The 21,426-nt window shown below is 30.6% G+C and carries 28 protein-coding genes and 2 pseudogenes; 21 read left to right on the top strand and 9 right to left on the bottom strand.

Annotation, left to right across the window (positions count from 1 at the left end; translation table 11 throughout):
- The first annotated feature begins 54 nt into the window (after positions 1-54).
- Both ACREWB_RS19855 and ACREWB_RS19850 read left to right on the top strand, forming a co-directional pair.
- The gene (locus ACREWB_RS19855; RefSeq protein ID WP_431549097.1) at positions 55-660 is read left to right on the top strand and encodes a hypothetical protein; all 606 of its coding nucleotides are present in this window, start codon (positions 55-57) and stop codon (positions 658-660) included.
- 158 nt (positions 661-818) lie between these two features.
- Positions 819-1,604: a DDE-type integrase/transposase/recombinase gene (locus tag ACREWB_RS19850; RefSeq protein ID WP_431549195.1), complete on the top strand. Its 786-nt coding sequence runs from the start codon at positions 819-821 to the stop codon at positions 1,602-1,604.
- Between the two features lie 85 nt (positions 1,605-1,689).
- Here the strand turns inward: ACREWB_RS19850 and ACREWB_RS19845 are convergent, their stop codons facing one another.
- Genes ACREWB_RS19845 through ACREWB_RS19835 form a run of 3 tightly spaced genes read right to left on the bottom strand, consistent with a single transcriptional unit; the run spans position 1,690 to position 4,911 of the window.
- Complete coding sequence (locus ACREWB_RS19845) at positions 1,690-2,706, bottom strand: site-specific integrase (protein ID WP_431549194.1); 1,017 nt, start codon at positions 2,704-2,706, stop codon at positions 1,690-1,692.
- Positions 2,703-3,659, bottom strand: a complete 957-nt coding sequence (locus tag ACREWB_RS19840; protein WP_431549193.1) for a tyrosine-type recombinase/integrase — start codon at positions 3,657-3,659, stop codon at positions 2,703-2,705. The genes ACREWB_RS19845 and ACREWB_RS19840 overlap by 4 nt, the downstream gene beginning before the upstream one ends.
- The gene (locus ACREWB_RS19835) at positions 3,652-4,911 is read right to left on the bottom strand and encodes a site-specific integrase (RefSeq protein ID WP_431549192.1); all 1,260 of its coding nucleotides are present in this window, start codon (positions 4,909-4,911) and stop codon (positions 3,652-3,654) included. The genes ACREWB_RS19840 and ACREWB_RS19835 overlap by 8 nt, the downstream gene beginning before the upstream one ends.
- A gap of 278 nt (positions 4,912-5,189) precedes the next feature.
- Between ACREWB_RS19835 and ACREWB_RS19830 the strand changes: the two genes are divergently transcribed.
- The 4 genes from ACREWB_RS19830 (at position 5,190) to ACREWB_RS19815 (ending at position 7,332) form a co-directional block, all read left to right on the top strand.
- A complete protein-coding gene (locus ACREWB_RS19830; protein WP_431549191.1) occupies positions 5,190-5,669 on the top strand; it encodes a Mu transposase C-terminal domain-containing protein in 480 nt (159 codons plus the stop codon).
- Positions 5,662-6,462, top strand: a complete 801-nt coding sequence (locus tag ACREWB_RS19825; RefSeq protein ID WP_431549190.1) for an ExeA family protein — start codon at positions 5,662-5,664, stop codon at positions 6,460-6,462. The genes ACREWB_RS19830 and ACREWB_RS19825 overlap by 8 nt, the downstream gene beginning before the upstream one ends.
- 3 nt (positions 6,463-6,465) lie before the next feature.
- Positions 6,466-6,780 (top strand): TIGR04540 family protein, encoded by a 315-nt coding sequence (locus tag ACREWB_RS19820; RefSeq protein WP_431549189.1) that lies wholly within the window; start codon positions 6,466-6,468, stop codon positions 6,778-6,780.
- A 321-nt stretch (positions 6,781-7,101) separates the two neighbouring features.
- Positions 7,102-7,332 (top strand): DUF4351 domain-containing protein, encoded by a 231-nt coding sequence (locus ACREWB_RS19815; protein ID WP_431549188.1) that lies wholly within the window; start codon positions 7,102-7,104, stop codon positions 7,330-7,332.
- 161 nt (positions 7,333-7,493) lie between these two features.
- Here ACREWB_RS19815 and ACREWB_RS19810 read toward each other — a convergent pair whose 3' ends face one another.
- Positions 7,494-7,931 carry an Rpn family recombination-promoting nuclease/putative transposase gene (locus tag ACREWB_RS19810; protein WP_431549364.1) on the bottom strand — a complete coding sequence of 146 codons (438 nt, stop codon included), beginning with the start codon at positions 7,929-7,931 and terminating at the stop codon, positions 7,494-7,496.
- Positions 7,871-8,086 carry a hypothetical protein gene (locus ACREWB_RS19805; RefSeq protein ID WP_431549374.1) on the bottom strand — a complete coding sequence of 72 codons (216 nt, stop codon included), beginning with the start codon at positions 8,084-8,086 and terminating at the stop codon, positions 7,871-7,873. The genes ACREWB_RS19810 and ACREWB_RS19805 overlap by 61 nt, the downstream gene beginning before the upstream one ends.
- A gap of 323 nt (positions 8,087-8,409) precedes the next feature.
- Between ACREWB_RS19805 and ACREWB_RS19800 the strand changes: the two genes are divergently transcribed.
- Positions 8,410-8,793: an ADP-ribosylglycohydrolase family protein gene (locus ACREWB_RS19800; protein ID WP_431549187.1), complete on the top strand. Its 384-nt coding sequence runs from the start codon at positions 8,410-8,412 to the stop codon at positions 8,791-8,793.
- Positions 8,794-8,832: 39 nt separating this feature from the next.
- Here ACREWB_RS19800 and ACREWB_RS19795 read toward each other — a convergent pair whose 3' ends face one another.
- Positions 8,833-9,153, bottom strand: a complete 321-nt coding sequence (locus tag ACREWB_RS19795) for a hypothetical protein (protein WP_431549186.1) — start codon at positions 9,151-9,153, stop codon at positions 8,833-8,835.
- A gap of 242 nt (positions 9,154-9,395) precedes the next feature.
- On the opposite strand from ACREWB_RS19795, the gene ACREWB_RS19790 reads away from it, so the two are divergent.
- The 3 genes from ACREWB_RS19790 to ACREWB_RS19780 all read left to right on the top strand — a co-directional run bounded on the left by ACREWB_RS19790 (position 9,396) and on the right by ACREWB_RS19780 (position 12,687).
- Positions 9,396-10,130: an AAA family ATPase gene (locus tag ACREWB_RS19790; RefSeq protein WP_431549185.1), complete on the top strand. Its 735-nt coding sequence runs from the start codon at positions 9,396-9,398 to the stop codon at positions 10,128-10,130.
- A 209-nt stretch (positions 10,131-10,339) separates the two neighbouring features.
- Complete coding sequence (locus ACREWB_RS19785; RefSeq protein ID WP_431549184.1) at positions 10,340-11,458, top strand: HipA domain-containing protein; 1,119 nt, start codon at positions 10,340-10,342, stop codon at positions 11,456-11,458.
- Between the two features lie 239 nt (positions 11,459-11,697).
- Positions 11,698-12,687 (top strand): ADP-ribosylglycohydrolase family protein, encoded by a 990-nt coding sequence (locus tag ACREWB_RS19780; protein WP_431549183.1) that lies wholly within the window; start codon positions 11,698-11,700, stop codon positions 12,685-12,687.
- 25 nt (positions 12,688-12,712) lie between these two features.
- Here the strand turns inward: ACREWB_RS19780 and ACREWB_RS19775 are convergent, their stop codons facing one another.
- Complete coding sequence (locus tag ACREWB_RS19775) at positions 12,713-12,961, bottom strand: hypothetical protein (RefSeq protein WP_431549182.1); 249 nt, start codon at positions 12,959-12,961, stop codon at positions 12,713-12,715.
- 357 nt (positions 12,962-13,318) lie between these two features.
- Between ACREWB_RS19775 and ACREWB_RS19770 the strand changes: the two genes are divergently transcribed.
- The 6 genes from ACREWB_RS19770 (at position 13,319) to ACREWB_RS19745 (ending at position 15,948) form a co-directional block, all read left to right on the top strand.
- The gene (locus ACREWB_RS19770; RefSeq protein WP_431549181.1) at positions 13,319-13,456 is read left to right on the top strand and encodes a hypothetical protein; all 138 of its coding nucleotides are present in this window, start codon (positions 13,319-13,321) and stop codon (positions 13,454-13,456) included.
- Positions 13,457-13,525: 69 nt separating this feature from the next.
- Complete coding sequence (locus ACREWB_RS19765; protein ID WP_431549180.1) at positions 13,526-14,605, top strand: Fic family protein; 1,080 nt, start codon at positions 13,526-13,528, stop codon at positions 14,603-14,605.
- A gap of 96 nt (positions 14,606-14,701) precedes the next feature.
- A complete protein-coding gene (locus ACREWB_RS19760) occupies positions 14,702-14,866 on the top strand; it encodes a hypothetical protein (protein ID WP_431549179.1) in 165 nt (54 codons plus the stop codon).
- Positions 14,854-15,015, top strand: coding sequence for an SEC-C metal-binding domain-containing protein (locus ACREWB_RS19755; protein ID WP_431549178.1), 162 nt, complete (start codon positions 14,854-14,856; stop codon positions 15,013-15,015). Before ACREWB_RS19760 ends, ACREWB_RS19755 begins: the two co-directional genes overlap by 13 nt.
- Before the next feature lie 9 nt (positions 15,016-15,024).
- Positions 15,025-15,681 (top strand): hypothetical protein, encoded by a 657-nt coding sequence (locus ACREWB_RS19750; RefSeq protein ID WP_431549177.1) that lies wholly within the window; start codon positions 15,025-15,027, stop codon positions 15,679-15,681.
- Positions 15,682-15,825: 144 nt separating this feature from the next.
- Positions 15,826-15,948 carry a hypothetical protein gene (locus ACREWB_RS19745; RefSeq protein ID WP_431549176.1) on the top strand — a complete coding sequence of 41 codons (123 nt, stop codon included), beginning with the start codon at positions 15,826-15,828 and terminating at the stop codon, positions 15,946-15,948.
- Positions 15,949-16,042: 94 nt separating this feature from the next.
- Here ACREWB_RS19745 and ACREWB_RS19740 read toward each other — a convergent pair whose 3' ends face one another.
- On the bottom strand, positions 16,043-17,254 hold the full coding sequence (locus tag ACREWB_RS19740) for a hypothetical protein (protein WP_431549175.1): 1,212 nt from the start codon (positions 17,252-17,254) through the stop codon (positions 16,043-16,045).
- 80 nt (positions 17,255-17,334) lie between these two features.
- Positions 17,335-17,845 (bottom strand): annotated as a pseudogene (locus tag ACREWB_RS19735) (IS1595 family transposase); the annotation flags it as partial.
- Positions 17,846-18,263: 418 nt separating this feature from the next.
- Between ACREWB_RS19735 and ACREWB_RS19730 the strand changes: the two are divergent.
- From ACREWB_RS19730 to ACREWB_RS19710, 5 genes and pseudogenes are all read left to right on the top strand, one after another.
- Positions 18,264-18,512 (top strand): hypothetical protein, encoded by a 249-nt coding sequence (locus tag ACREWB_RS19730; protein ID WP_431549174.1) that lies wholly within the window; start codon positions 18,264-18,266, stop codon positions 18,510-18,512.
- A 16-nt stretch (positions 18,513-18,528) separates the two neighbouring features.
- On the top strand, positions 18,529-19,071 hold the full coding sequence (locus ACREWB_RS19725) for a type I restriction enzyme HsdR N-terminal domain-containing protein (RefSeq protein WP_431549173.1): 543 nt from the start codon (positions 18,529-18,531) through the stop codon (positions 19,069-19,071).
- A 259-nt stretch (positions 19,072-19,330) separates the two neighbouring features.
- Positions 19,331-19,576 (top strand): annotated as a pseudogene (locus ACREWB_RS19720) (LexA family protein); the annotation flags it as partial.
- On the top strand, positions 19,497-19,661 hold the full coding sequence (locus ACREWB_RS19715; protein WP_431549363.1) for a hypothetical protein: 165 nt from the start codon (positions 19,497-19,499) through the stop codon (positions 19,659-19,661). The pseudogene ACREWB_RS19720 and the gene ACREWB_RS19715, both read left to right, overlap by 80 nt.
- A gap of 514 nt (positions 19,662-20,175) precedes the next feature.
- Positions 20,176-21,048, top strand: coding sequence for a DUF4351 domain-containing protein (locus ACREWB_RS19710; protein WP_431549172.1), 873 nt, complete (start codon positions 20,176-20,178; stop codon positions 21,046-21,048).
- Positions 21,049-21,426: the final 378 nt, after the last annotated feature.

The raw sequence follows: 21,426 nt of genomic DNA, 5'->3' as shown, positions 1-21,426 counted from the left end.
TCATTATATTATAGGCTTTTTTGTAGTAAGATAGATAATAAGAGAGGTGTTTTTATGCAAAAACTATTTTTATCTAAATTAATAGCATATGATTATTGGCTAAATATGAGGAAAGGCTTTTCACAATATGGTCCAATTCAAAGATGTCCATGCTGTGGCAAGATAGGCCGGTTTAAAAAACATGGCTATTATAAAAGATACTATAATTGCAAAGAATTCTCGGATAAAATTGAAATACGAAGATATATTTGTCCAAGTAAAGGCTGTAATCATACTATTTCTATGCTGCCTAACTTTTGTCATCCTAGATTTATCAATGGGATAAAAGAAATATTCATATGTTTGACGGAATACTTTGAGAGAAAGGGCACTGTTAAAGAAGTTTTGGAGATTGTAAAGAAATCAACAGGTGTGAATTTATCAAGACAGCTATTATATTACTATTTTAAAAGGCTTATTGATAATTTACGCTATATAAAATCTACATTAAGAGTCTTAGATTCTAAGATAAAGTTGCCAGAGGATTTGGGGGATAAAAAAGAAAAAGCAAAGAAAGTATTAACTCTCGTGAATAATTGGTCATGCCCGATCAATATGCTTTCACAGAGATTCCATGAGGAAACGTTAATAACTTTGCTTTGCAAACAAAAACCACTTTAATTGTAGCATTAATTTAATGAAATATAAATACCTTTGCATAAAAAATTCAGCAACACTGTATTTTCCTATATTTATAGATGCCTCTGTGATATTTTTATATTATATTAAAAGAATCAGACATGATGATATAAAAATAATTTAATGGAGGTTTAATAATTATGCTTGATGAAAATACTCGAACAGCGATAGCTCTAAAAAGATTCTCATTGCTTGGTCCAGTAATAAATGGACAAGTATCCAACAAAAAAGCTTATTTTTCAGAAGTAGCAGCACAACAAATTGAAATGCCACATTATGGTTTTAATAGTTATTCGCCCAAAACAATTGAAAATTGGTATTGTAAATACATCCGTGAAGGATTAGATGCCTTAAAACCAAGTGTTAGAGGTGATAAAGGTAATATAAGAAAGATCCCATTTGATATAAAAGAAAAGATATTGGAGTATGTAAACAAGTATCCTAGAGCTCCTAAGACGGTTATTTATGATATGTTATTAAAAGAGGAGGTTATACAATCAAATACTGTATCTCTTTCTACATTTTATAGATTTCTTAAAGTGGTTCCAAAGACACAATTACCAGAGGAAGAATTAAAAGATTTAAAAAGATTTGCACATCAAAACATTAACGAATTGTGGCAAACAGACGTTATGTATGGGCCGTATATTAAAGTGGGAACTAAAAAGAAACAGACTTATCTTTTCGCATATATTGATGATGCATCTAGGCTAATAACACATGCTGAATTCTTCTATTTACAGAATTATGAATCATTAAGATATTCATTTAAAGAAGCAGTGTTAAAAAGAGGAATTCCAAAATTAATTTACACCGACAACGGTAAAATATACCGTTCTCAGCAGTTTGAATTTATATGCGCTAGCATAGGAACGGTCTTAATTCATGCTAAGCCATTTTCTCCAAACGAAAAAGGTTATGTATAGTAAATGATAATGTAAAGTAAAGCCGTTAAATGTTATATATACTGTGATAGTTGTAGATTTACTTTACATTATTAAATGTATTTCGCTAGCGGAAGCTTTTTAACCAATCAAGCAGATTGTTATTATTTTGCCATTTGGGCTGCTGTTTGGGTAATACATCAATGTACGCTTCTTCAATTGCCTTACGTTTTTGTTTTGAATCTGCCCTCGCATAGATTTCAGTTGTTTGGATTGAACAGTGCCCAAGAATATCTCTTATATACACCAGATTTACTCCTGCTTGAAGCATATGCATGCTTTTACTATGTCTAAGGCAGTGACATGAAAATTTATCTGGAATTATTGAAGAATTACGTTGTCGTGCCATATTAACATACTTATCTAGAATATAACCCACTCCAGCTCTTGTTAGCTTTCCGTGACTTTTATTGTAAAATAAAGGGTATTGATTTGCTTGAGGCACAAGTAATTGATTTTCTTTCATATACTCCTTTAGTATTATAACTTGTGAATCCATTAATGGAACAATACGTGCTTTATTTCCTTTTCCAATCAGTTTTATAGTAGATGGTTTTTCAAAACGTAACATAGATGGAGTTAGGTCAATAACTTCCTGCACTCTTGCAGCAGTATCATACATTAAAGAAAGTAATGCTAGATCACGCCTACCGCCATTACTTCTAACATTAGGCATTTTAAGAAGTAATTTGATACCTTCAAGTGACATATAATTTAAAGTCCCTTTTTCTGCTTTTTTAGCCGGTATAGAAAGAATTCTCTGCCATTCGGCTAAGTTATCTGGATTTTCGTACTGCAAGTATTTAAAGAAAGAATGTATAGCTGCCAAACGTACATTCCTTGTCTGTGCAGAACATTTTCTTTCCGATTCAATCCAAGACAGGTACTCTTCTATGGATTTCTTACAGATATCGTTAAGTGTGATTTTCTCAGCAGGCATTTTTTGTATGTCTCTCATATATACGAGTAATAAAATAAATGTGTCACGATAAGAAGCAACAGTATTGTGGCTAGCTCCTAATTCATTAGGAAGGTATTTTGTAATAAAGTTTGTAAGATAATATGAAAAATCAGTAGGTTTCATGATAACTCTACCTCCGGGAACACATATGAACAAAGTTTGTTAACATTTGTAATAATATTTGGATACATATCAGCAGTTAAACGAACATACTTGTCTGTTGCCTCCAATGACTTATGTCCCAAATATTTTGAAAGTAATGGCAGGCAGTAATATAAGTCAAGATCTTCATCCGACATTTTAGCCAGTGAATGAACACTGAAAGAATGACGAAAATCATGTACTCTAGGACCTTTACCCCTTCCACCATGAGATATACCAGCCTTTCTAAGAATTTTACGGAACCATTCATACATAGTATCACATGAACACTTATCTCCATTTTTCTTTACAAAAAATATGTCAGTTTCATCAGCATTAATACGATATATTGACTTATATAGATTTAGAACATCTACTAGCGTACTTGATATAGGAAGCATTCTGTCTTCCCCATTCTTAGATTTACGTATAATAATATATTTTTCTATTAAATTTATATCGCCACATTTTATTAATAAAGCCTCATTCGCTCTTAGACCACATCCGTATATCAGCCTAAATATTGCAGGATAAATATGTGTTGTCTGTGAATTTCTAGTCAATTCAAGCGAGTCACACGCATTAAAGAATAGTTTAATCTCATCTTTTGTAAAAATATATGGAACAAAAGTTGTCTTATAATGTATTGACTTTCTTGCAACATATGAAGAATATCCAATATTATTTAAAAATATGGAGAAGTTTCTAATATCATTAATCCGTTTATATCTTGTTACATCAGCTTCATTCGGACGTTTTGTTGCCCAAAGCTCACAGTCTTTCCTTGTCAAACCTATATTAGTAATATTATTCTCAATGAGAAATCTATCAAAAGGAGTAAAAACGTACTCACATTTAAACTCATAACCAAGGCTACGCTTAAATTCAATATATTGGGTGATAAATGGTGAGTATTCACTGTAATATTCAATCATCTATATATCCTCCTTCTGAGTAAAATGTTGTGTTCATGGAGGGTACCTCTAAAGCACATTGGCGGAGAGATGATAAATCTATTCTAAGATATGATTTTGTAGTTTCAATATTTTTGTGACCAAGCACCTCTGAGATTATGTATATCGGTGTTTTTTTTTCTAATAAAAATCCAGCAAGACTATGTCGAAGCGCATGTGGTCCATGTTTTTTATTTTGAATAGGGATCCCAGCATATTTCATGTATTGATATACAATGCTATGAATTGTTGGCTCTTGCAGTCTTTCATAAGATGGATTCACATGTAAAAAAACAAAGATTGAGTTAGAGTTAGGCCTTGCATACTTCAGGTAATCAATAATAGCATTACCAACATCCGATAATATAGGTAATTCTATTCTCCTTCCTGTTTTTTGTTGGTTCAAAATAATAATATTTTGTTCCCATACGATGTTCTCAAAAGTCATACGACATATATCTGATGCTCTTAGACCAAGCCTTGATGCTAAGAGAAGTATAGCATAATCTCGCTTACCCTTCGGATTACCCCGGTCAACTGCGTTAAGAATAGATTCCACCTCATCTTTTGTGTATGTGGTTGGCAATCTAGCCTCTTTTTTATAATTATCTTTTGGTACAAGATAGGACCAATCGGTACAAAGAGTATTACTTTGGTATAAGTATTTTAAAAAACCTCTTAGTGAGCATAGTATGCAATGCCGAGTTGCCGATGTATAAAAACTAAGACTCTTAACAAATGAAAGTATATCCTGTTGAGAAATATTTTTAAAATCAGAAATGCTACTTGTATCTAAATACTTTTGGAAGCGCACTAGATATAACCTATTACTATCTAATGTATCTTTAGAAATATTTCTTGACCTACGGTATATGAGATAATCTGAAATGATAGTTCCCATTGTTCCATTAAATTCAAACTTCTTTTTGGAAGACCTATAAGAGATGTTTCCAGTTAAATTGTACTCTAAAATAGTATTTGCACAACGAATATCATCTTTATGCCATCTACTTAACTCTTGGTATGACTCTTTTCCTATTAAATGTTTAATGAATAATTCACAAGCTTCTGAATTGTACAGAGTAATTCCTTCTTTAGTCATAAATGACTGAATGTGTTTAGCACAAGTTTGATATCTATTAACCCTTACCTCCGAGTATTCAAGCTTAGTTAAGTAAGTCAGTAATTCTTTTGACATTATATTTAATGAACTAGATAATTGATTTTGTTCCATGGTTACTTTTCCTCCCATAATTTATTAGGTATTTCCTATATATAAATTATAGGTTTAATAATGTAAAGTTAAACAGCATAAATCATAGTATTTACAATAAGTAGGTAATGTTACTTTACATTATCATTTACTATACATAACCTTTTTAATGCAAAGCTTTGCATTAAAAAGGCAAAATTGAACGCTTTTTCTTAACTGTAAGAAAAAGATTCCTGTCAACAGTAGATCCATTAAAGCTGCAATCTATCGAAGAATTAAATGAAAGATTTAAAATATGGTTGGAATCTGACTATCAGAGAAAACAACACTCAGCACATAAAAATCTATCTCCATTAGACGTGTTCATATCTCAAAATGATAAGATTAAACTATTTAAACATCCAAGTCTATTAAAGGAAAAGTTCTTACTAAGAGAAAGAAGAAAGATTAAGCACGATGCTACTTTCTCTATGAATAAGATACTATACGAAGCCCCCGAGAGCTTCGCTAACACTGAAATACAAGTCCGCTACGAGCCAGAATGGCTAAGGTCTATTAGTATTCCAGTACTACTATATAAAGATGATAAACTAATGGGGGAAGCTCGTCAAGTGAATTTTCATGAAAATGCTCATATGAAAAGAAAATCAACATATAAGCCATTAAAAAAAGTTGATATACAGGGTGACAACAGTGAGATAGAAATTACAGAGACAGAAACAATAAGTGAACAACCAATATTATTCAATAGTATTATGGGAGGTCTGCATAATGTTTAAGCAATTTTATGGGATGAAATTCAATCCTTTTTCAAAGGAATTAGATATTGAAAACTCTTTTGAAAGTCTGGACCTACTGGAAGTAAATTCTAGATTTAAATATATTAAAAGTACTCGAGGTATATTTGTGCTGATTGGAGAACCAGGTACTGGTAAATCAACGGCTTTAAGAAATTTTGTAAAAGGATTGAACCCTGGTTTATATAAAAGCTGCTATTTCACATTAGCTACTGTTTCGGTTTCCGATTTTTATAGAGGACTATTGACTGAACTGGGGGAGATACCCTCTAGCAAAAAAGTAACTATGTTTAAACAAATTCAAAATACAATAAATTCTCTATACTATAATCAAAAAATAACCCCTGTAATAATACTTGATGAAGTACATATGCTATCAAATAGTATTTTAGAGGAATTGAGACTTTTGTTTAGTTTTAATATGGATTCAGAGAGCCCCTATATTTTAATTTTATCTGGACAAACTCAATTAAAGAGTAAGCTTAATTTATCCATTAATGTTCCTCTTAAACAACGGATAACAGTAAAACATACCATGGTTGGATTAAAAAAGGATGAAGTTTACGAATACTTGAATAGTAGAATGAAATTATCAGGAGTAGCAACAACAATATTTTCAAAAGAATCAGCGGAGGCGATAGCCTCAGTATCAAAGGGTTTTCCAAGAATGATAAATAAAGTTACAACTGCCGCTTTGATGTATGCATATTCTATGAAAATGGAAGTTATTGATGAAGATTGTGTTTATCAGGGATACAAGGAGTGTGAGCTATAAGTTTTGGTACGAAAACAGAAAGAAAATGATACGAAATGTACGAGTTTAATACAAGAATTGATTAACATGAATATTCTTAGGAATCCTACAACTATAAAAGCATTAGCTACTGAAATAATCAAAGCTTGTGATAGCTATCTTGCACTAAGACTCTCCGAAAATTCATTAAGAGATTTAATTTGGCATTATGGACAAGCTCATGGGACAAAAATATTTAATGGAAATAAATTGAACCCTACCATTTTAAATAGAATAGGAAAAAAACGAGCTTATTTAGTAGAAGAAATGCTTAATGGTTTCCAATTTAAAATGTTATAATTTTTAAGCATCATGCTTTGCATGGTGCTTAAAATTCTCTTAGAATTTGCTGAAATAATAAGCCTCTATTAAACCTAATTTAAACTGACTAATCTAAGGCTTAATACTAGATTAATTTGATAAAATTAGCTTATTTCTTATAAAAATAGCCCTAAATAATTTGAAGATTAACTCTAATATAAAAAGAAAATCGACAGTATAGAGTTAGCAGATAAGATAAATATAAGTGATAGTAAATTAAAGTGTCTTACAATGTTATATGCATTATTAGAAAAATTTGGAGATGATGAAAGCAAGAAAAAATTTAAGGAGGTATTTAATATGACAGAAATAGGGAAAATGATATTAGAGGATGGAATTGCTAAAGGAATGGAAAAAGGTAGGAAAGAAGGAAAAGCACAGCTTTTATTAAAACAATTAACTAAGAGATTCAATAAAATACCTAATGAATATAAAAATAAAATAATGGAATTACCGGATGAAACTATAGAGATAATAGGGCTTGAGCTATTTGACATGAAAGATGTGAAGGAAATAGAAAAATATTTTTAGGATGGGTTAACACAGGATAGGCATTTAGTGCCTGTCCATTATTTTTTTTGTAACTTGCCACTTGCCACGTGGGTGGCACCTAAGTTATATTTTTGGAAAGGCTTCAGGAAGTCACGTACTTGATCCTATATTCACCATTGCAAACAAGTTAAATTTAAATATTACAAGTATTTTTTTAGATCCTCAATTTTTTCTAACTCAAAGATATTTGATGCGTTAGAAACCATTGATTCTACCTCCATTTCATTATTAAAAATGTTTTCCACGAGCTTATTCATATCAACTATATCATTGTTATTAGTTGTATTTTTAATCCATCCTTTTAATAATAGTTTTTCCTCAGAAGTTAAACTATTAAAATTAATTATTATATTCTTTAATCTTTCTAAAAATTCCATAGCATTTATATCTTGATCTAATAAAAATATTGCTGAGGAAATATTTTTAAATCCATACAAATATTCTTTAGAATATCTATTAATATCTACCAGTATATATTTAAAGTCTAAAACATTATCTCCAAACAATTGACTACCAGTTATAATATCTTTAAAGTTTGTAGCACAGGTCCATTTGTTAGTACCATTATAAAGAACAATGGGAATGACTGCAGGAAGTCTAAATCCTTTTCTAATTGACTGGACCACTCTCCTTTAACAAATGTGTTAACAAAGGATAAAAAAGCATCCTTAGTAGAAAGTAAATCTTTATAACTCTTATCATGAATATTATTTAAATCGTTTTTAAAACTCATAGTATTACTCCTAATTATATCAAATTTCACGTATAAATAATATATATATTATAATAATATTATTACCATAATGCGAACGTGTATTCGCATATCTATATTTTAAATTTAGTTAAATTTAACTAGAATCTTGTAAAATTTAGCAAGAATTTAATTAAATACTTAACTGATGTATTTATTATAAAAAATAATAGCGGATGAGGAAGTAATAAATTATGGCATATAGATTCAGATAAGTTATTAGATGACGAATATAAGATAATAAAGGTCAAATAATCAGTGTTGCACATGTCACTTAGGTGGAATAAATAGAGGAAAGTGATAAAATGGAAAATAACCTATTGAATGGGATAATGGGCGCTTGCGTTGCTGATGCTTTAGGTGTGCCAGTTGAATTTGTAAATAGAGAAACGCTTAGTAAAGAACCCGTGACTTACATGCGTTCCTATGGTACCCATAACCAGAAAGCGGGGACCTGGTCTGATGATACAAGCATGACATTGTGCCTTATTGATAGCCTTTCTAAAGGGCTTGATTATAATGATATAATGAATAATTTTATTAAATGGATTAATAGTGGAATATACATATCTGTTGCAAATATGTTAATAGGAAGCATGGATATTTTAAGCGGAGTTGAAGTGAGTATTAAAAGTAGCGGGTATGTAGTGGATACACTTGAAGCGGCTATTTTTGAGGTTGAAATATAGTTAAAGATTCAGAAGAATATGTTAAGCTTGTAAGTAGGATTATTCATTAGGAATATCTATATCTTCTATTATATCTTCTGCTTCTATTATAATAGGTGAAGTTGGTGTTAAACTTTCAAAAAAATCATCATTTTGATTTTTATAAGTTTCATAAATATTATCGGAGTTAGTATAAATTTCATCTTTATTTTTTATATATTCTGAATCATTTTTAACATTTACGATTTCTGGTTTGATGTTTGTTGAGTCATTTTTGGATGTTTTATTGATATTTATAAAACAAGACGGTTGTTGTAACATGTTCAAAATAATAGAATGCTTTATCAGCCTTAATTTCTCACGCTCCTCGTCTGTTTTCATTTATAAAATCCCCTTTATACACTTTTTATTTAGGTATTGTGACCTTCTACATAATATGTGTAAAATAAAAGAGTGTTACTTGAAACTTAATTACATTATTTTACAATTTAAATTTGTTGTGTGGTATGATTATGATATAATGGACTTATATTATAATCATAAGATATAAGAAAGTATGCTTATATACATACTAAAAATATAGTTTTACAAAGAGAACAAGGAAAGGTCATAGGTAATGATAAATGAACTCAGTGAAATATAATCAATACTTAAGACATGTTGAATTATGTAGAGAAAGAATACAATCATTTTCAGAATATCCATACTGCGTGCCAGCTATAAAGGATTTATATATATTGGAATTTCATAAGAGTGTAACATTTATTGTAGGAGAAAATGGTACTGGTAAATCAACAATACTTGAAGGCATTGCGGTAGCATATGGTTTTAATCCAGAGGGTGGAACTAGAAATTTTAATTTTTCTACAAATGATACCCATTCAGATTTACATGAAAATCTTAAATTAGTTAAAGGAGTTAAAAGACCAAATGATGGTTTTTTCTTAAGAGCAGAAAGCTTCTATAATATGGCTACCAATATAGACGATACAGGTGCCTCTGGTTCATATGGAGGGGTTTCTCTACATTCACAATCTCATGGGGAATCTTTTCTATCGGTTATTAGCAATAGATTTAGTGGACATGGTTTATATATTTTAGATGAACCTGAAGCTGCATTGTCACCATCAAGACAAATGTCTTTGCTAGTTTTTATGGATGAATTAATAAAGCAAGGTTCTCAATTTATAATAGCTACTCATTCACCTATAATAATGGCTTACCCAGATTCAATAATTTATGAATTAAGTGATGGCATAAAAGAAGTTAATTACAAGGATACGCAGCATTATAAGATAACAAAAGCATTTCTTGATAATCCAGAAAGAATGCTAAAAACACTTTTATTTGAAGAATAAATAAAGTAGCAAATTTGCTGCGCTCATAAAAACCCTCGGGGGACGTGAACATTTATGGAAGGATGATAAAATATGAAATGCGAGCAGGTAGAGCAGATTTAGAAAGTGAAAACTGTAGCCCGTGTAAGTATAGAGATGGATGTTTAAAATGAAATGCTTGGTTACAATATAAGAGAATTAAAATATTCACTCAATTATGGAGGATTTATATGGGAAAAATAGATTTAATTAACTTAGCAAATAAATATTTAAAGCATGAAGAATATAATTTTACTGGGTATTTGATGTATAAGGACAAACAAGTAGCTGAAATAAAAGACACAGAGTTTGTAAAATCATTGGATGATAATCTATTACCAGTAATAATGATGAATAAGAATGCTGTATCATTAGAAGTATGGCTACAAACTAGAGTAATAGACACTACTAGGACAAATTCAAGGCAAGTAAGGCGTAGGTTAAGTGTTAGATCAGAGGTTCCTAAGGAAATAGTTATTAAAGCTAGAGCTATAAGTATTACAGATAACTATTGGCTAAAATGGATAAATGAAGATGTAACTTATAATGAAGTAAGAAGCAGGTTATCGGATGGACTAAATACGGTTGCTTTGTACGGCAATGCTACAGAAATAAACTTTAAAGATGTAGATATAACGCCTGAATTAACCAACATAGGAAGCTTTGAGAAGTGCTGGAAGCTCATTGATGGATGTTGGTATATGATAAAAAAGGGTACTTATAAGGAGAATTTTGCGGAAGTATTAATAGCAAATATTGCAATTAACCTTGGATTTCATGCTGTTAAATATGAAGCTATGGAAGATGGTGCATTAGTTAAGTGTAAAGACTTTACTAATAATTGCGAAGTCGACTTCGAGCCAATGTTCAGCTTTGTTCGGGATTATTGGGAAATAGATGATTCTATAAGTATATTAAAAGAACTTGGTTATATAGAAGATTTTTTGAATATTACATTTATGGATGCTTTGTGTTATAACATAGATAGACATACCTTTAACTTTGGAATATTAAGAAAAGATGGAGAGCCAGTAGGACTTGCACCAAATTTTGATAATAATCTAGGCTTATCAGGAGTTCTTAATAATAGCGGTTTAGAAAATACATGGTATTCAACATCATTTACAAGAAATAATTATAAGCCAATATTAGAAGAGTATAATTATGATGTACCTAAGATTGATTTAGAATGGATAAAAAGACTTATAACTGATACATTAAAAGATTTCCCCACATTAAGCTCAGAGGCAGGATTTAGTGAGGTTGTATTTAAAATAATTAAAAACAATTATGAAGAACTATTGAAGTAAAAATAAAAATGCACTCCCGCTGTTGTGGAGAGAAGTGCATTTTTCTTTTATTCTGAGATAATGCGATAATAATATTGGCTTATTAGAAGGGCGATGGAATAGGAAGAAACGAGCAATGCCACTTGCCACGTGGGTGGCACCTAAGATATATTTTCAAGTTTAAAGTGTAGAATGATAAAGGTCAAATAATCAGTGTTGCACATGTCACTTAGGTGGACTAAATAGAGGAAGGTGATAAAATGGAAAATAACTTATTGAATGGAATAATGGGCGCTTGCGTTGCTGATGCTTTAGGTGTGCCAGTTGAATTTGTAAATAGAGAAACGCTTAGTAAAGAACCCGTGACTTACATGCGTTCCTATGGTACCCATAACCAGAAAGCAGGGACCTGGTCTGATGATACAAGCATGACATTGTGCCTTATTGATAGCCTTTCTAAGGGGCTTGATTATAAGGATATAATGACTAATTTTATTAAGTGGATTAATAGTGGAGAATACACACCCTATGGAGAGGTTTTCGATGTAGGAAATGCAACCAGAAAAGCGCTCAGACGGTTTGAAGGCGGAAAAGCTCCTTTGGATTGTGGAGGGCTATCTGAAAATGATAACGGAAATGGGTCGCTTATGAGGATTCTGCCGACTTTATTTTATATTAGGTCTATTTATGGAGAAGAGTTCACTGAAAATGATGATGCCATGAATATAATTCATGAAGTTTCAGCACTTACTCATGCACATAAACGAAGCACAATTGCATGTGGAATATACATATCTGTTGCAAATATGTTAATAGGAAGCATGGATGTTTTAAGCGGAGTTGAAATGGGTATTAAAAATGCAATTAATTACTATAAAAGACATGATGAGTTTGCCGGTGAACTATATCATTATAATAGACTAAGTGATATGTTCTTTTCCGAAACGCCTATTAATAGTATTAAAAGTAGCGGGTATGTAGTGGATACACTTGAAGCGGCTATTTGGTGCTTGCTAAATACAAAAAACTACAAGGACTGTGTTCTTTTAGCTGTGAATCTTGGTGAGGATACTGATACTGTTGCTGCAGTTGCAGGAGGGCTTGCAGGGCTATATTATGGTTATGATAGTATTCCTAAAGAATGGATTTCTGTTATAGCAAAACGAGAGTATATAGAAAGACTTTGTAATGAGCTAAGTGAGGCTGTGGGAAAAGTAGAAATACAAAGGCTTAGGCAATTATTATTATAGTTTACGAAAAATAAATGTACAATTTTCATACAATATAATGTGGTTGTTGTAAGAGTTTTAAAATAACAAGGAATTTCGCCATACTGGATTTAGCACTATTACGAATCATAGATTCTGAATTATTTTCAACATTTATGCTTTCTGGTTTGATGTTTGTTGAGTGATTTTTGGATGTTTTATTGAAATTTATAAAACAAGATGGTTGTTGTAACATGTTCAAAATAATAGAATGCTTTATCAGCCTTAACTTCTCACGCTCCTCGTCTGTTTTCATTTATAAAACCCCCTTTATATACTTTTTATTTAGGTATTGTGACCTTCTACATAATATGTGTAAAATAAAAGAGTGTTACTTGAAAGCCAATTACATTGCTACTAATATAGACAATACAGGTGCCTCTGGTTCATATGGAGGGGTTTCTCTACATTCACCATGCGAACATATATTCGCATGGCAAGATTCTAGTTAAATTTAGTTAAATTTAACTAGAATCTTGTAAAATTTAGCAAGAATTTAATTAAATGCTTAACTGATTTATTTATTAAGATACTGAAACTAATGCCTTATACAATCGTACGTGAATTCTTGGTAGAGAATTTACAGAATATATAACTAAAGGATTTGTTTTAAATGATAAAATGGTTAGAATGGAAAGCCTTTGGAAAAGACTATTTTGATGAACTTTTGGAAAAAATTCGTGAAATAAGAGTTAGCAGAAAGAATCCGCAAAAAATGGATAAAATAATATATAAGCAAAAAAACAAGTAAATTTGCATGTGTTCCATTGACGTATGCAAAAACATATGATAAACTACCTATATTGAGGAGGCGAGTGTAATGAATAAATATAAATTACCTATGTTACCGCCAAATGCGAATCTAGAAACAAAGGCAGTATTGAAGGCACTAACAAGAGCAAGCCGGTCACTTGCGGAGTTAAAAGGTTATGCGGATACTATTCCAAATAAATATATTTTAATAAATGCTATAACGATAAATGAAGCAAAGGACAGTTCTGCTATTGAAAACATTGTAACTACCCACGATGATATATATAAAGCTATGAGTGGTAATAGTATGATTAATTCAGCCGCAAAGGAGGTTGTTTCATACAGAAGTGCTTTATGGCTTGGCTATAAAAAGGTAAAAGAGAATGGAATGCTTACTACGAATATGATTGTTGATATTCAAGGGTGTATTGAAGATAATCGTGCTGGAATCAGAAAACTACCTGGAACAGTTTTATTGAATGAAGCAACAGGTGAAACTGTATACACTCCTCCAAGCGGTGAAGTTGAAATTTTAGATTTGATGAGCAATCTTGAAAAATATATTAATGAAGATTTTGATGGAGTTGATCCTCTTATTAAGCTTGCGGTAATCCATTACCAATTTGAAAGCATTCATCCATTTTATGATGGCAACGGAAGAACAGGTAGAATAATAAATATTTTGTACTTAGTATTAATGGAACTCCTACATAGCCCAATACTTTATTTGAGTAGCTATATCATTAGAAATAAATCTGCTTATTACAAGCTGCTACAGGAAGTTCGCACCGATGAAAACTGGGAAGATTGGATTGTTTACATTTTGACTGGTATAGAGGAAACTGCAGAAGAAACCTTATCTCTGGTTAAGAGAATAAATGACGAGGTTATAACTATGACTGCGGAGATTAAAGAAAAGCTTCCCAAGATATACACAAAGGAACTTATAGAACTTTTATTTTATGAATTTTACACAAAGATAAAATATATTGAGGAGGGTTTATCAGTTTCGAGACGAACAGCAGTTACCTATCTACAGACTTTAGAAAAAGAAGGTTTTCTTGTGTCAGAAAAGATAGGTAAGGAGCGAATTTATCAAAATAAAAGATTATATGACCTGGTAAAATACACTAAAAGTAGGGAATAATAGTATGAAGCTCATATCAATTCGTATATATGCCTCGAAAGCACGCTAACTTCAAGATAATGAAAACTTTTTATAAAGGGAGGCAAAGTGTAAGCAATGAAAAACAACTGGATTAATAATAAAAACTTTCACAATAATCCGCAACTAGTTTCAGAGGACTTTATAGAGTTTGACGCAAAGATGCAAGGTGGATATCAATTTTTAATTGATAATCAATATGATAAAGCCGTTAGAAGTTGGATAGACGTTTGGAAGAAATAAACCTAAATATAAGAACTGAAAATAGTTCTAGAACACAGGGTATAGTCAAAGATGAAAAAGATTCTGATATCCTTAGTAATAAAATAGGAAGAAACGAGCAATGTTCTTGCGGTAGTGGTAAAAAATATAAAAAATGTTGCGGGAAGTGAAAAAAGCAAATGATAAAGAATATTTTAGAAAGTACTTCATTAAAAGTGAATTGGCAAGGGGAAATTGTATCTATTCAACCTAGAACTAGAGTCTGGAGATATCTTACTCATAATCGGACACATTATTACTTAGGATACAATTTGTTTATTGTAGGAGATAGTAGTGAAGTTAAAAAACAGTTTACAGTTGCAATTTCAGAAAAGCAGCAGTTAAAGGGTTTATTTCAGGTAGGTGATGTTATGGAGGGAACAGCATGGACAAAAAAATATGAAAAAAGAGAATTTGCTGATTATTATAAAGCTGGTGCTTTAAAACTTTTGAATAGAGCAACCGTGAAACCTAAAATTATAACACCACCATGGATAATGGTCCCTCCAACAATGAAGACGTATGAAGAAAGAGGTGCTAGATTATTAAGTAAAAGTTTGTGGAAAACAAAATGTTTTAAATGTATCTGGGCCAATATGGCTAATGTTGAAATTCAATGGGATTTCGATAAAGATATAAAAAAATACCGATTTGAGACATTTTGTTATGGACCATATTCATGCGGATTTTATAAAATGGGTAGAGCACGTTCAGTTCCTTATAAAAATAGAGGGTCAGCTATGGATGATGGATGTCTAGATGGGCTTTGCACGGAAGGTAGAGATGAAGACGATTAAGATTATTTTGTATTCTTGAATGTGTTGTGTAGTATGGTTATGATAGACAATACTTTTTAATTTGGGGTATAGAAGCGGTAAAAAGAATTAAGGGTATCAGTGGGAGCAGTGTATATAACAAGTTAAAAGTTATATAATTCGAAAATGTATAAACTTCGGGAAGATGAAAATACAGGCATGTATTGTAAGGCACTACTAGATATAGTAGATTTAATAAAATTTGAAATGCAAGGTAAATTAGAACAGGCATTGTTAGAAGGAAATTAAGTTTAAAATATACTTTTGCCACGTGCCACGTGGGTGGCACCTAAGCTATCAAAATGTAAAAAACATTTTGATAGCTTTTTCCTCAAATGCATAGCTATATAAATAATATTATATTATCTTTAATTATTGTACAAACTCCTTCATAAGTATCTATAGTCCCACTTTTAGTATCTTGTACCTTAACAAAATTCTTATAATCATATCCATTATCTTCCTCTATCCAATAACTTGTTATAAGGTGATTCTCAATTAGTCCTTCAAATTCTTCTTTAATCCCGTCATATTTAAAAGTGAAATCTTCATGCATTATCTCTTTAACCTCTTTTGTGTTATCATCTATAACTTTAGTTTCGTATATTTTTCTATTATCTTTATCATACCATATAGAATAATTTAAAAATGATAACTCACTATTATCCATTTGTATAGATTTTAATAATTGTTTTTCTAAAGTTTTCTTATTAATTGAATATATATATTGAATCTTACTCTCAAAATCCTTTACTCTATAATAAATATTTTTTTCATCCATGCCAAAGTATCTTGTCCATGAAGTAATCTCTGTCTTATGGATTTGATTGAAAGGAATTATCTCACACCCTTCCTGTACAGATTCAACAAATTTATCTAAGGGGATAACATTAATACTTTCTCTATATCCACTTTTATAAAAGTCTTCTTTCTTAATTCTTTCCTTAAACATATCTTCAAGTTCATAATCTTCCATATAGGCTTCTTCAAAAACTATATATATTTTACTATCAACAATATAAGATATAAAATAATCTCTAGTACCTAAAACAACTCTTTTATCTTTTATTTCATATTCTTTTTTTTCTTTCAAATCGCATAGAATGGCATAATCATACTCACCTTGAATATCTTTTTTTACATCAAAATGTTCTTCATCTATATTACAATTGCTACTATTTAAAAGTAAATACCTTTCACTAATAAAAATAAAAATAAAAGTTACATCCTTTTCTATAGAGTAAATTTTATCTATTTTACCATCTATAAGATTAACTTTGCTCATAAATGTTTCTGTGCCATTATACTTTACCTTATAAGAATTGGTATATATACAATTATTTAAAATATAATTATTATAATAAACATCTGCATAGGTATCTATTCCTATTTTGTTTATCCTGCAAAAATGTTTATTCTTCATATTGTATTTATAGAAATACCTTTTGTAATCTTCTTTTTCACATTCTGTAGTGCTGAAAATAAATTCAGTATCGTCAAATGGAATTATTTTATCTATTTTAGACTCAAATTCTCTTAAATCAATTAAATTCATATGTACCCTCCTGTGATATTAAGTTACCGCAATAAAATACCACTGTATTCTTGTATAATTATATGAAATATTAAACATAACTGTAGCCATTTAAACCAGTACATGTAGTTAGCAAGATATTTTGTGGCAACACTATGAAATCCATACATCCATTCTTTTAGTTTACTATGAAAAGCATTTATATGTTGTATATGATATATAGCTTTTTTATGCTTTCCTCGTTTAATTTGTTGTAGCTCAACACCTGAATTTTGTGCAAAACGAATATAGCTTTTGTGTGAATAGGTACAGATGATAGATTCATCCTCAATTCTGCATGTAAAGAGCCTTTCTAAATCTGTATGTTTCATTCTACCTTTAACACCTCTCATATGGGCTTCTCGAGGCATAGTAAAAGTTGTGCTTCTCTTGTGGTTGCCTTTAAATGATTCTAAAAAAAGCCTCGTCAACTTCAATTACGCCACCGACATTACCTACGCCCATATATACTCTGATAGCATCTAAAAATTTATGTCTCCAAAAAAATGACGTAGGTATACTTATCCCCACAATTTCGGCACATTTCCTTATAGAATAACCGTTTATCATACATAAACTCTCCATAAACCTTCTTATAGTATTATTATACTATATTATCTAAAATCTATCCATTTTCAACATCTTTCTTAAACATAGCCTAATTTTAAAAGGTTAGAAGGTTAGAAGGTAAGATGGTGATTCATTAGAGCTGTTTTATTTAAAGTGTGAACCTGTAAGCATAGAAGTAACGAGATTAACTGCAGAACTTGCCACTTGCCACGTGGGTGGCACCTAAATATTTTGATAAATATACAAATTTATACTATAATATATATATATTAGTAAATTTACCTTTAGGGGGACGAAACATGCAATTAACTGTAGAACAACAAAAGTTAATACAGGGGAAACCAAGTGGGCAATATCTCAAAGCATTTATCCACATTCATGGTTAGTTAAGGGTAGAAGCTTTACTAGTATAGGGTTTGATATGAGTGGTAAGAGTAATGTACTATCGAAAAATTATAGGACAACAACTCAAATTGCTAAGGCTGCTTATAGTCTTTTAGATAAGGATCCAAATATAATAAATGATGATAATTTTGTAAAACCTTCATTAATTGATAGGCAAGGGTATTATCCTACATGTACGCAATTTAAAACTACAAAGGAGGAAGCGGGTTATAATATTTCAGAAATAAAAAATACCTTATCTATCCTATCAAGAAGCAGAAGATGAAGGTATGCAAGAAACTATGGAGAGAAAATTACTATACGTAGGAATGACAAGGGCAAACGAGCTATTGTATTTAACAAGTAGCGGGAAACCTTCTAGATTTTTAGAAGATATTGATTCAAAGTACTTAAAATTAAAGTATAAATGTAAATTAAGTAAATTCTATAATGTATCTATGGAAAACTATGCTTATAAGAACAATATTATAGATATATATTCCCGTGAAGAAAAAGTAAGACAGTGGATTATAAAGGAATTAAATAATATTTATAAATATCCACAAGATTTAATAAGTGTAGAATATAAAGTTAATAATTTTTCTAAAATAGGACTTGTGGATGTTGCCATTAAAATTTATAGTAACAATAATCCTATTCCATATGTATTCATGGAGGTTAAAGATCCTCATACGAATTTGGAAAATGGTCTAAACCAATTAAAATCTTATATGTCAAACAGTAATACTTGTCAATATGGAATTGTAACTAACGGAAACGAAGTTACTATTATTAATAAGGATTTTGAAATTATAGATGATATACCTGAATTTAATACGGCTTAATATTTACTGTGAAATTGCAGCAGGGCTACCTATATACATGAATTCTCAAGCTCAAGATAACTTTTACGTGCCTACTGATTGGGTAGGGAATAGTGGTGAACATTTTATTTTAAATGTTAAGTCATCTTCTGCGAAGCTGCAATATTAACGACTTCAGAAGGAGATTTAGACTCTCACTGAAGGTTTCTATTTGCTATAGTGTGTAACGTTCACTTATAGAAGTGGGATGCTTTCCTTCTGAAATGTCGTTAAGGGAGATAGCATGATTGGTGCAAATATCGATAATGGAGACTTAGTAGTACTGGAGGTTAGACAAACTGCTGATAATAGGGATATCGTTGCTGTGGCTACAGATGCAGAATCGGCAACGTTAAAGAGATACATGAAAATGGGAGATACAATCCTTTTGATACCAGAATGGATGGATAGAAATCCAATATATTGGTCAGGCAGTACGATTATACATAAGAGCAGCAGAACAAGGACACTCCGCAGCACAATATGAAATTGCAGATAGGTATGAACATGGAAGAGAACTGGAAAAAGACTATGCGGAGGCTTTAAAATGGTATAGAAAATGCTATACTTAAAGAGTATTGCTACTACATTGCCTTATAATAATGTTGTAAATATATTAAAGAACGATGATGTAAATATTGTTAAGAAAAAATTATCGACATCATTCGGTTTGCCCCTAGGGGTCTTTGTGAGGCCTTGGCTGAACTTGCTATTGGGTTAGAAGAGTGATGAAATAGGAAGAAACGAGCAATGCCACTTGCCACGTGGGTGGCACCTAAAAGCTATCAAAATGTAATAAACATTTTGATAGCTTTTTAATTTTAAAAAACTTAATTACAGCTTCCAAAGTTCTAAAAAAATATTTAAAGAATGAAAAAATATTCTGTAAGAAAAAAACTTCTTAGCTGGCTCATTGTACAATTATATTATTAGATATAAATATTAATTACGTGAGGCTTCAGAAGAACTAGTTTAAAAATAAAATATCAGCTAGTGAATCAATAAGAACAATTGTTCGCATACAATCCAAAATTATACTAATACTATATATACACAATATTATGATATAATAGAGGAGGAACAGATATGGATTACGAGAAAATTGAAGATTCGGTGCTTAAAAGTGCTATGGATTTTTTTCAACAAAATGCAGTTGATTTTTTTGGAATAAATACTAAGATAATAGCACCGGCACAAACAGAGCTAAAAGATATAAAAATAAATACACACTATATGGATTATACCTTCTATACAGAAGATGGTGATTATCTTCATTTCGAATTCCAAACGACAAATAAGAAAGAGGATATAAGAAGATTTATGTTTTATGATGCATCTTTGCATTATAAAGGAAATAGAAAAATAAGAACTATAGTGGTATATTCTTCAGATATTAAAAAGGTAGAAAGCTATATAGATGCAGGAAGTATCAAATATAATATAGAAGCCTATTACATGAATAATATAGATGGTGATGAAAAATATAACTATTTGAAAAACAAAATCGATAATAATGAAGAACTTACAAATGAGGAAGTATTAAGTTTAACCTTTATACCATTAATGAAGGGAAAGCTAACCAGAACAGAAAGAACTATAAGAAGTATAGAATTAGCAGATAAGATAAATATAAGTGAGAGCAAATTAAAGTGTCTTACAATGTTATATGCATTATTAGAGAAATTCGGAGATGCTGAAAGCAAGAAAAAATTGAAGGAGGTCTTTAATATGACAGAAATAGGGAAAATGATATTAGAGGATGGAATTGCCAAAGGAATAGAAAAGGGTAGGAAAGAAGGAAAAGCACAGCTTTTATTAAAACAGTTAACAAAGAGATTCAATAAAATACCTAATGAATATAAAAATAAGATAATGGAATTACCCGATGAAACTATAGAGATAATAGGACTTGAGCTATTTGACATGAAAGATGTGAAGGAAATAGAAAAATATTTTTAGGATGGGTTATCACAGGAATAATATTGAGTATGATGGATAAGCATTTAATGCTTATCCATTATTTTTTTTGCAACTTGCCACTTGTCACGTGGGTGGCACATAAGATATATTTTGCAAGGCAAATTTTTACCTTTGGTGAATGATACCATATAAATATAAGCACATAAAAAATAAAAAGTAAATGTGAATGAGGGATTTTAATATGGATAAAGATTTAATACATTTTTTAGGATTAGATGAGGAAAAGGAAGTAATAAATTAAATACTCAAAATACAGAGTATAGAAAGTTTATTAATCTTAAGGAGGTAGAATTTGAAGATTTAGAGAAGAATAATAAATTATTATGTGATACAGATTTAGCATTATTAATTGGAGAC

Origin of the sequence: Clostridium sp. (assembly GCF_050717635.1) — a bacterium.
GTDB lineage: Bacteria > Bacillota > Clostridia > Clostridiales > Clostridiaceae > Clostridium_AD.
The sequence above is the reverse complement of the archived record's forward strand: the minus strand, read 5'-3'. Positions and strand labels throughout refer to the sequence as shown.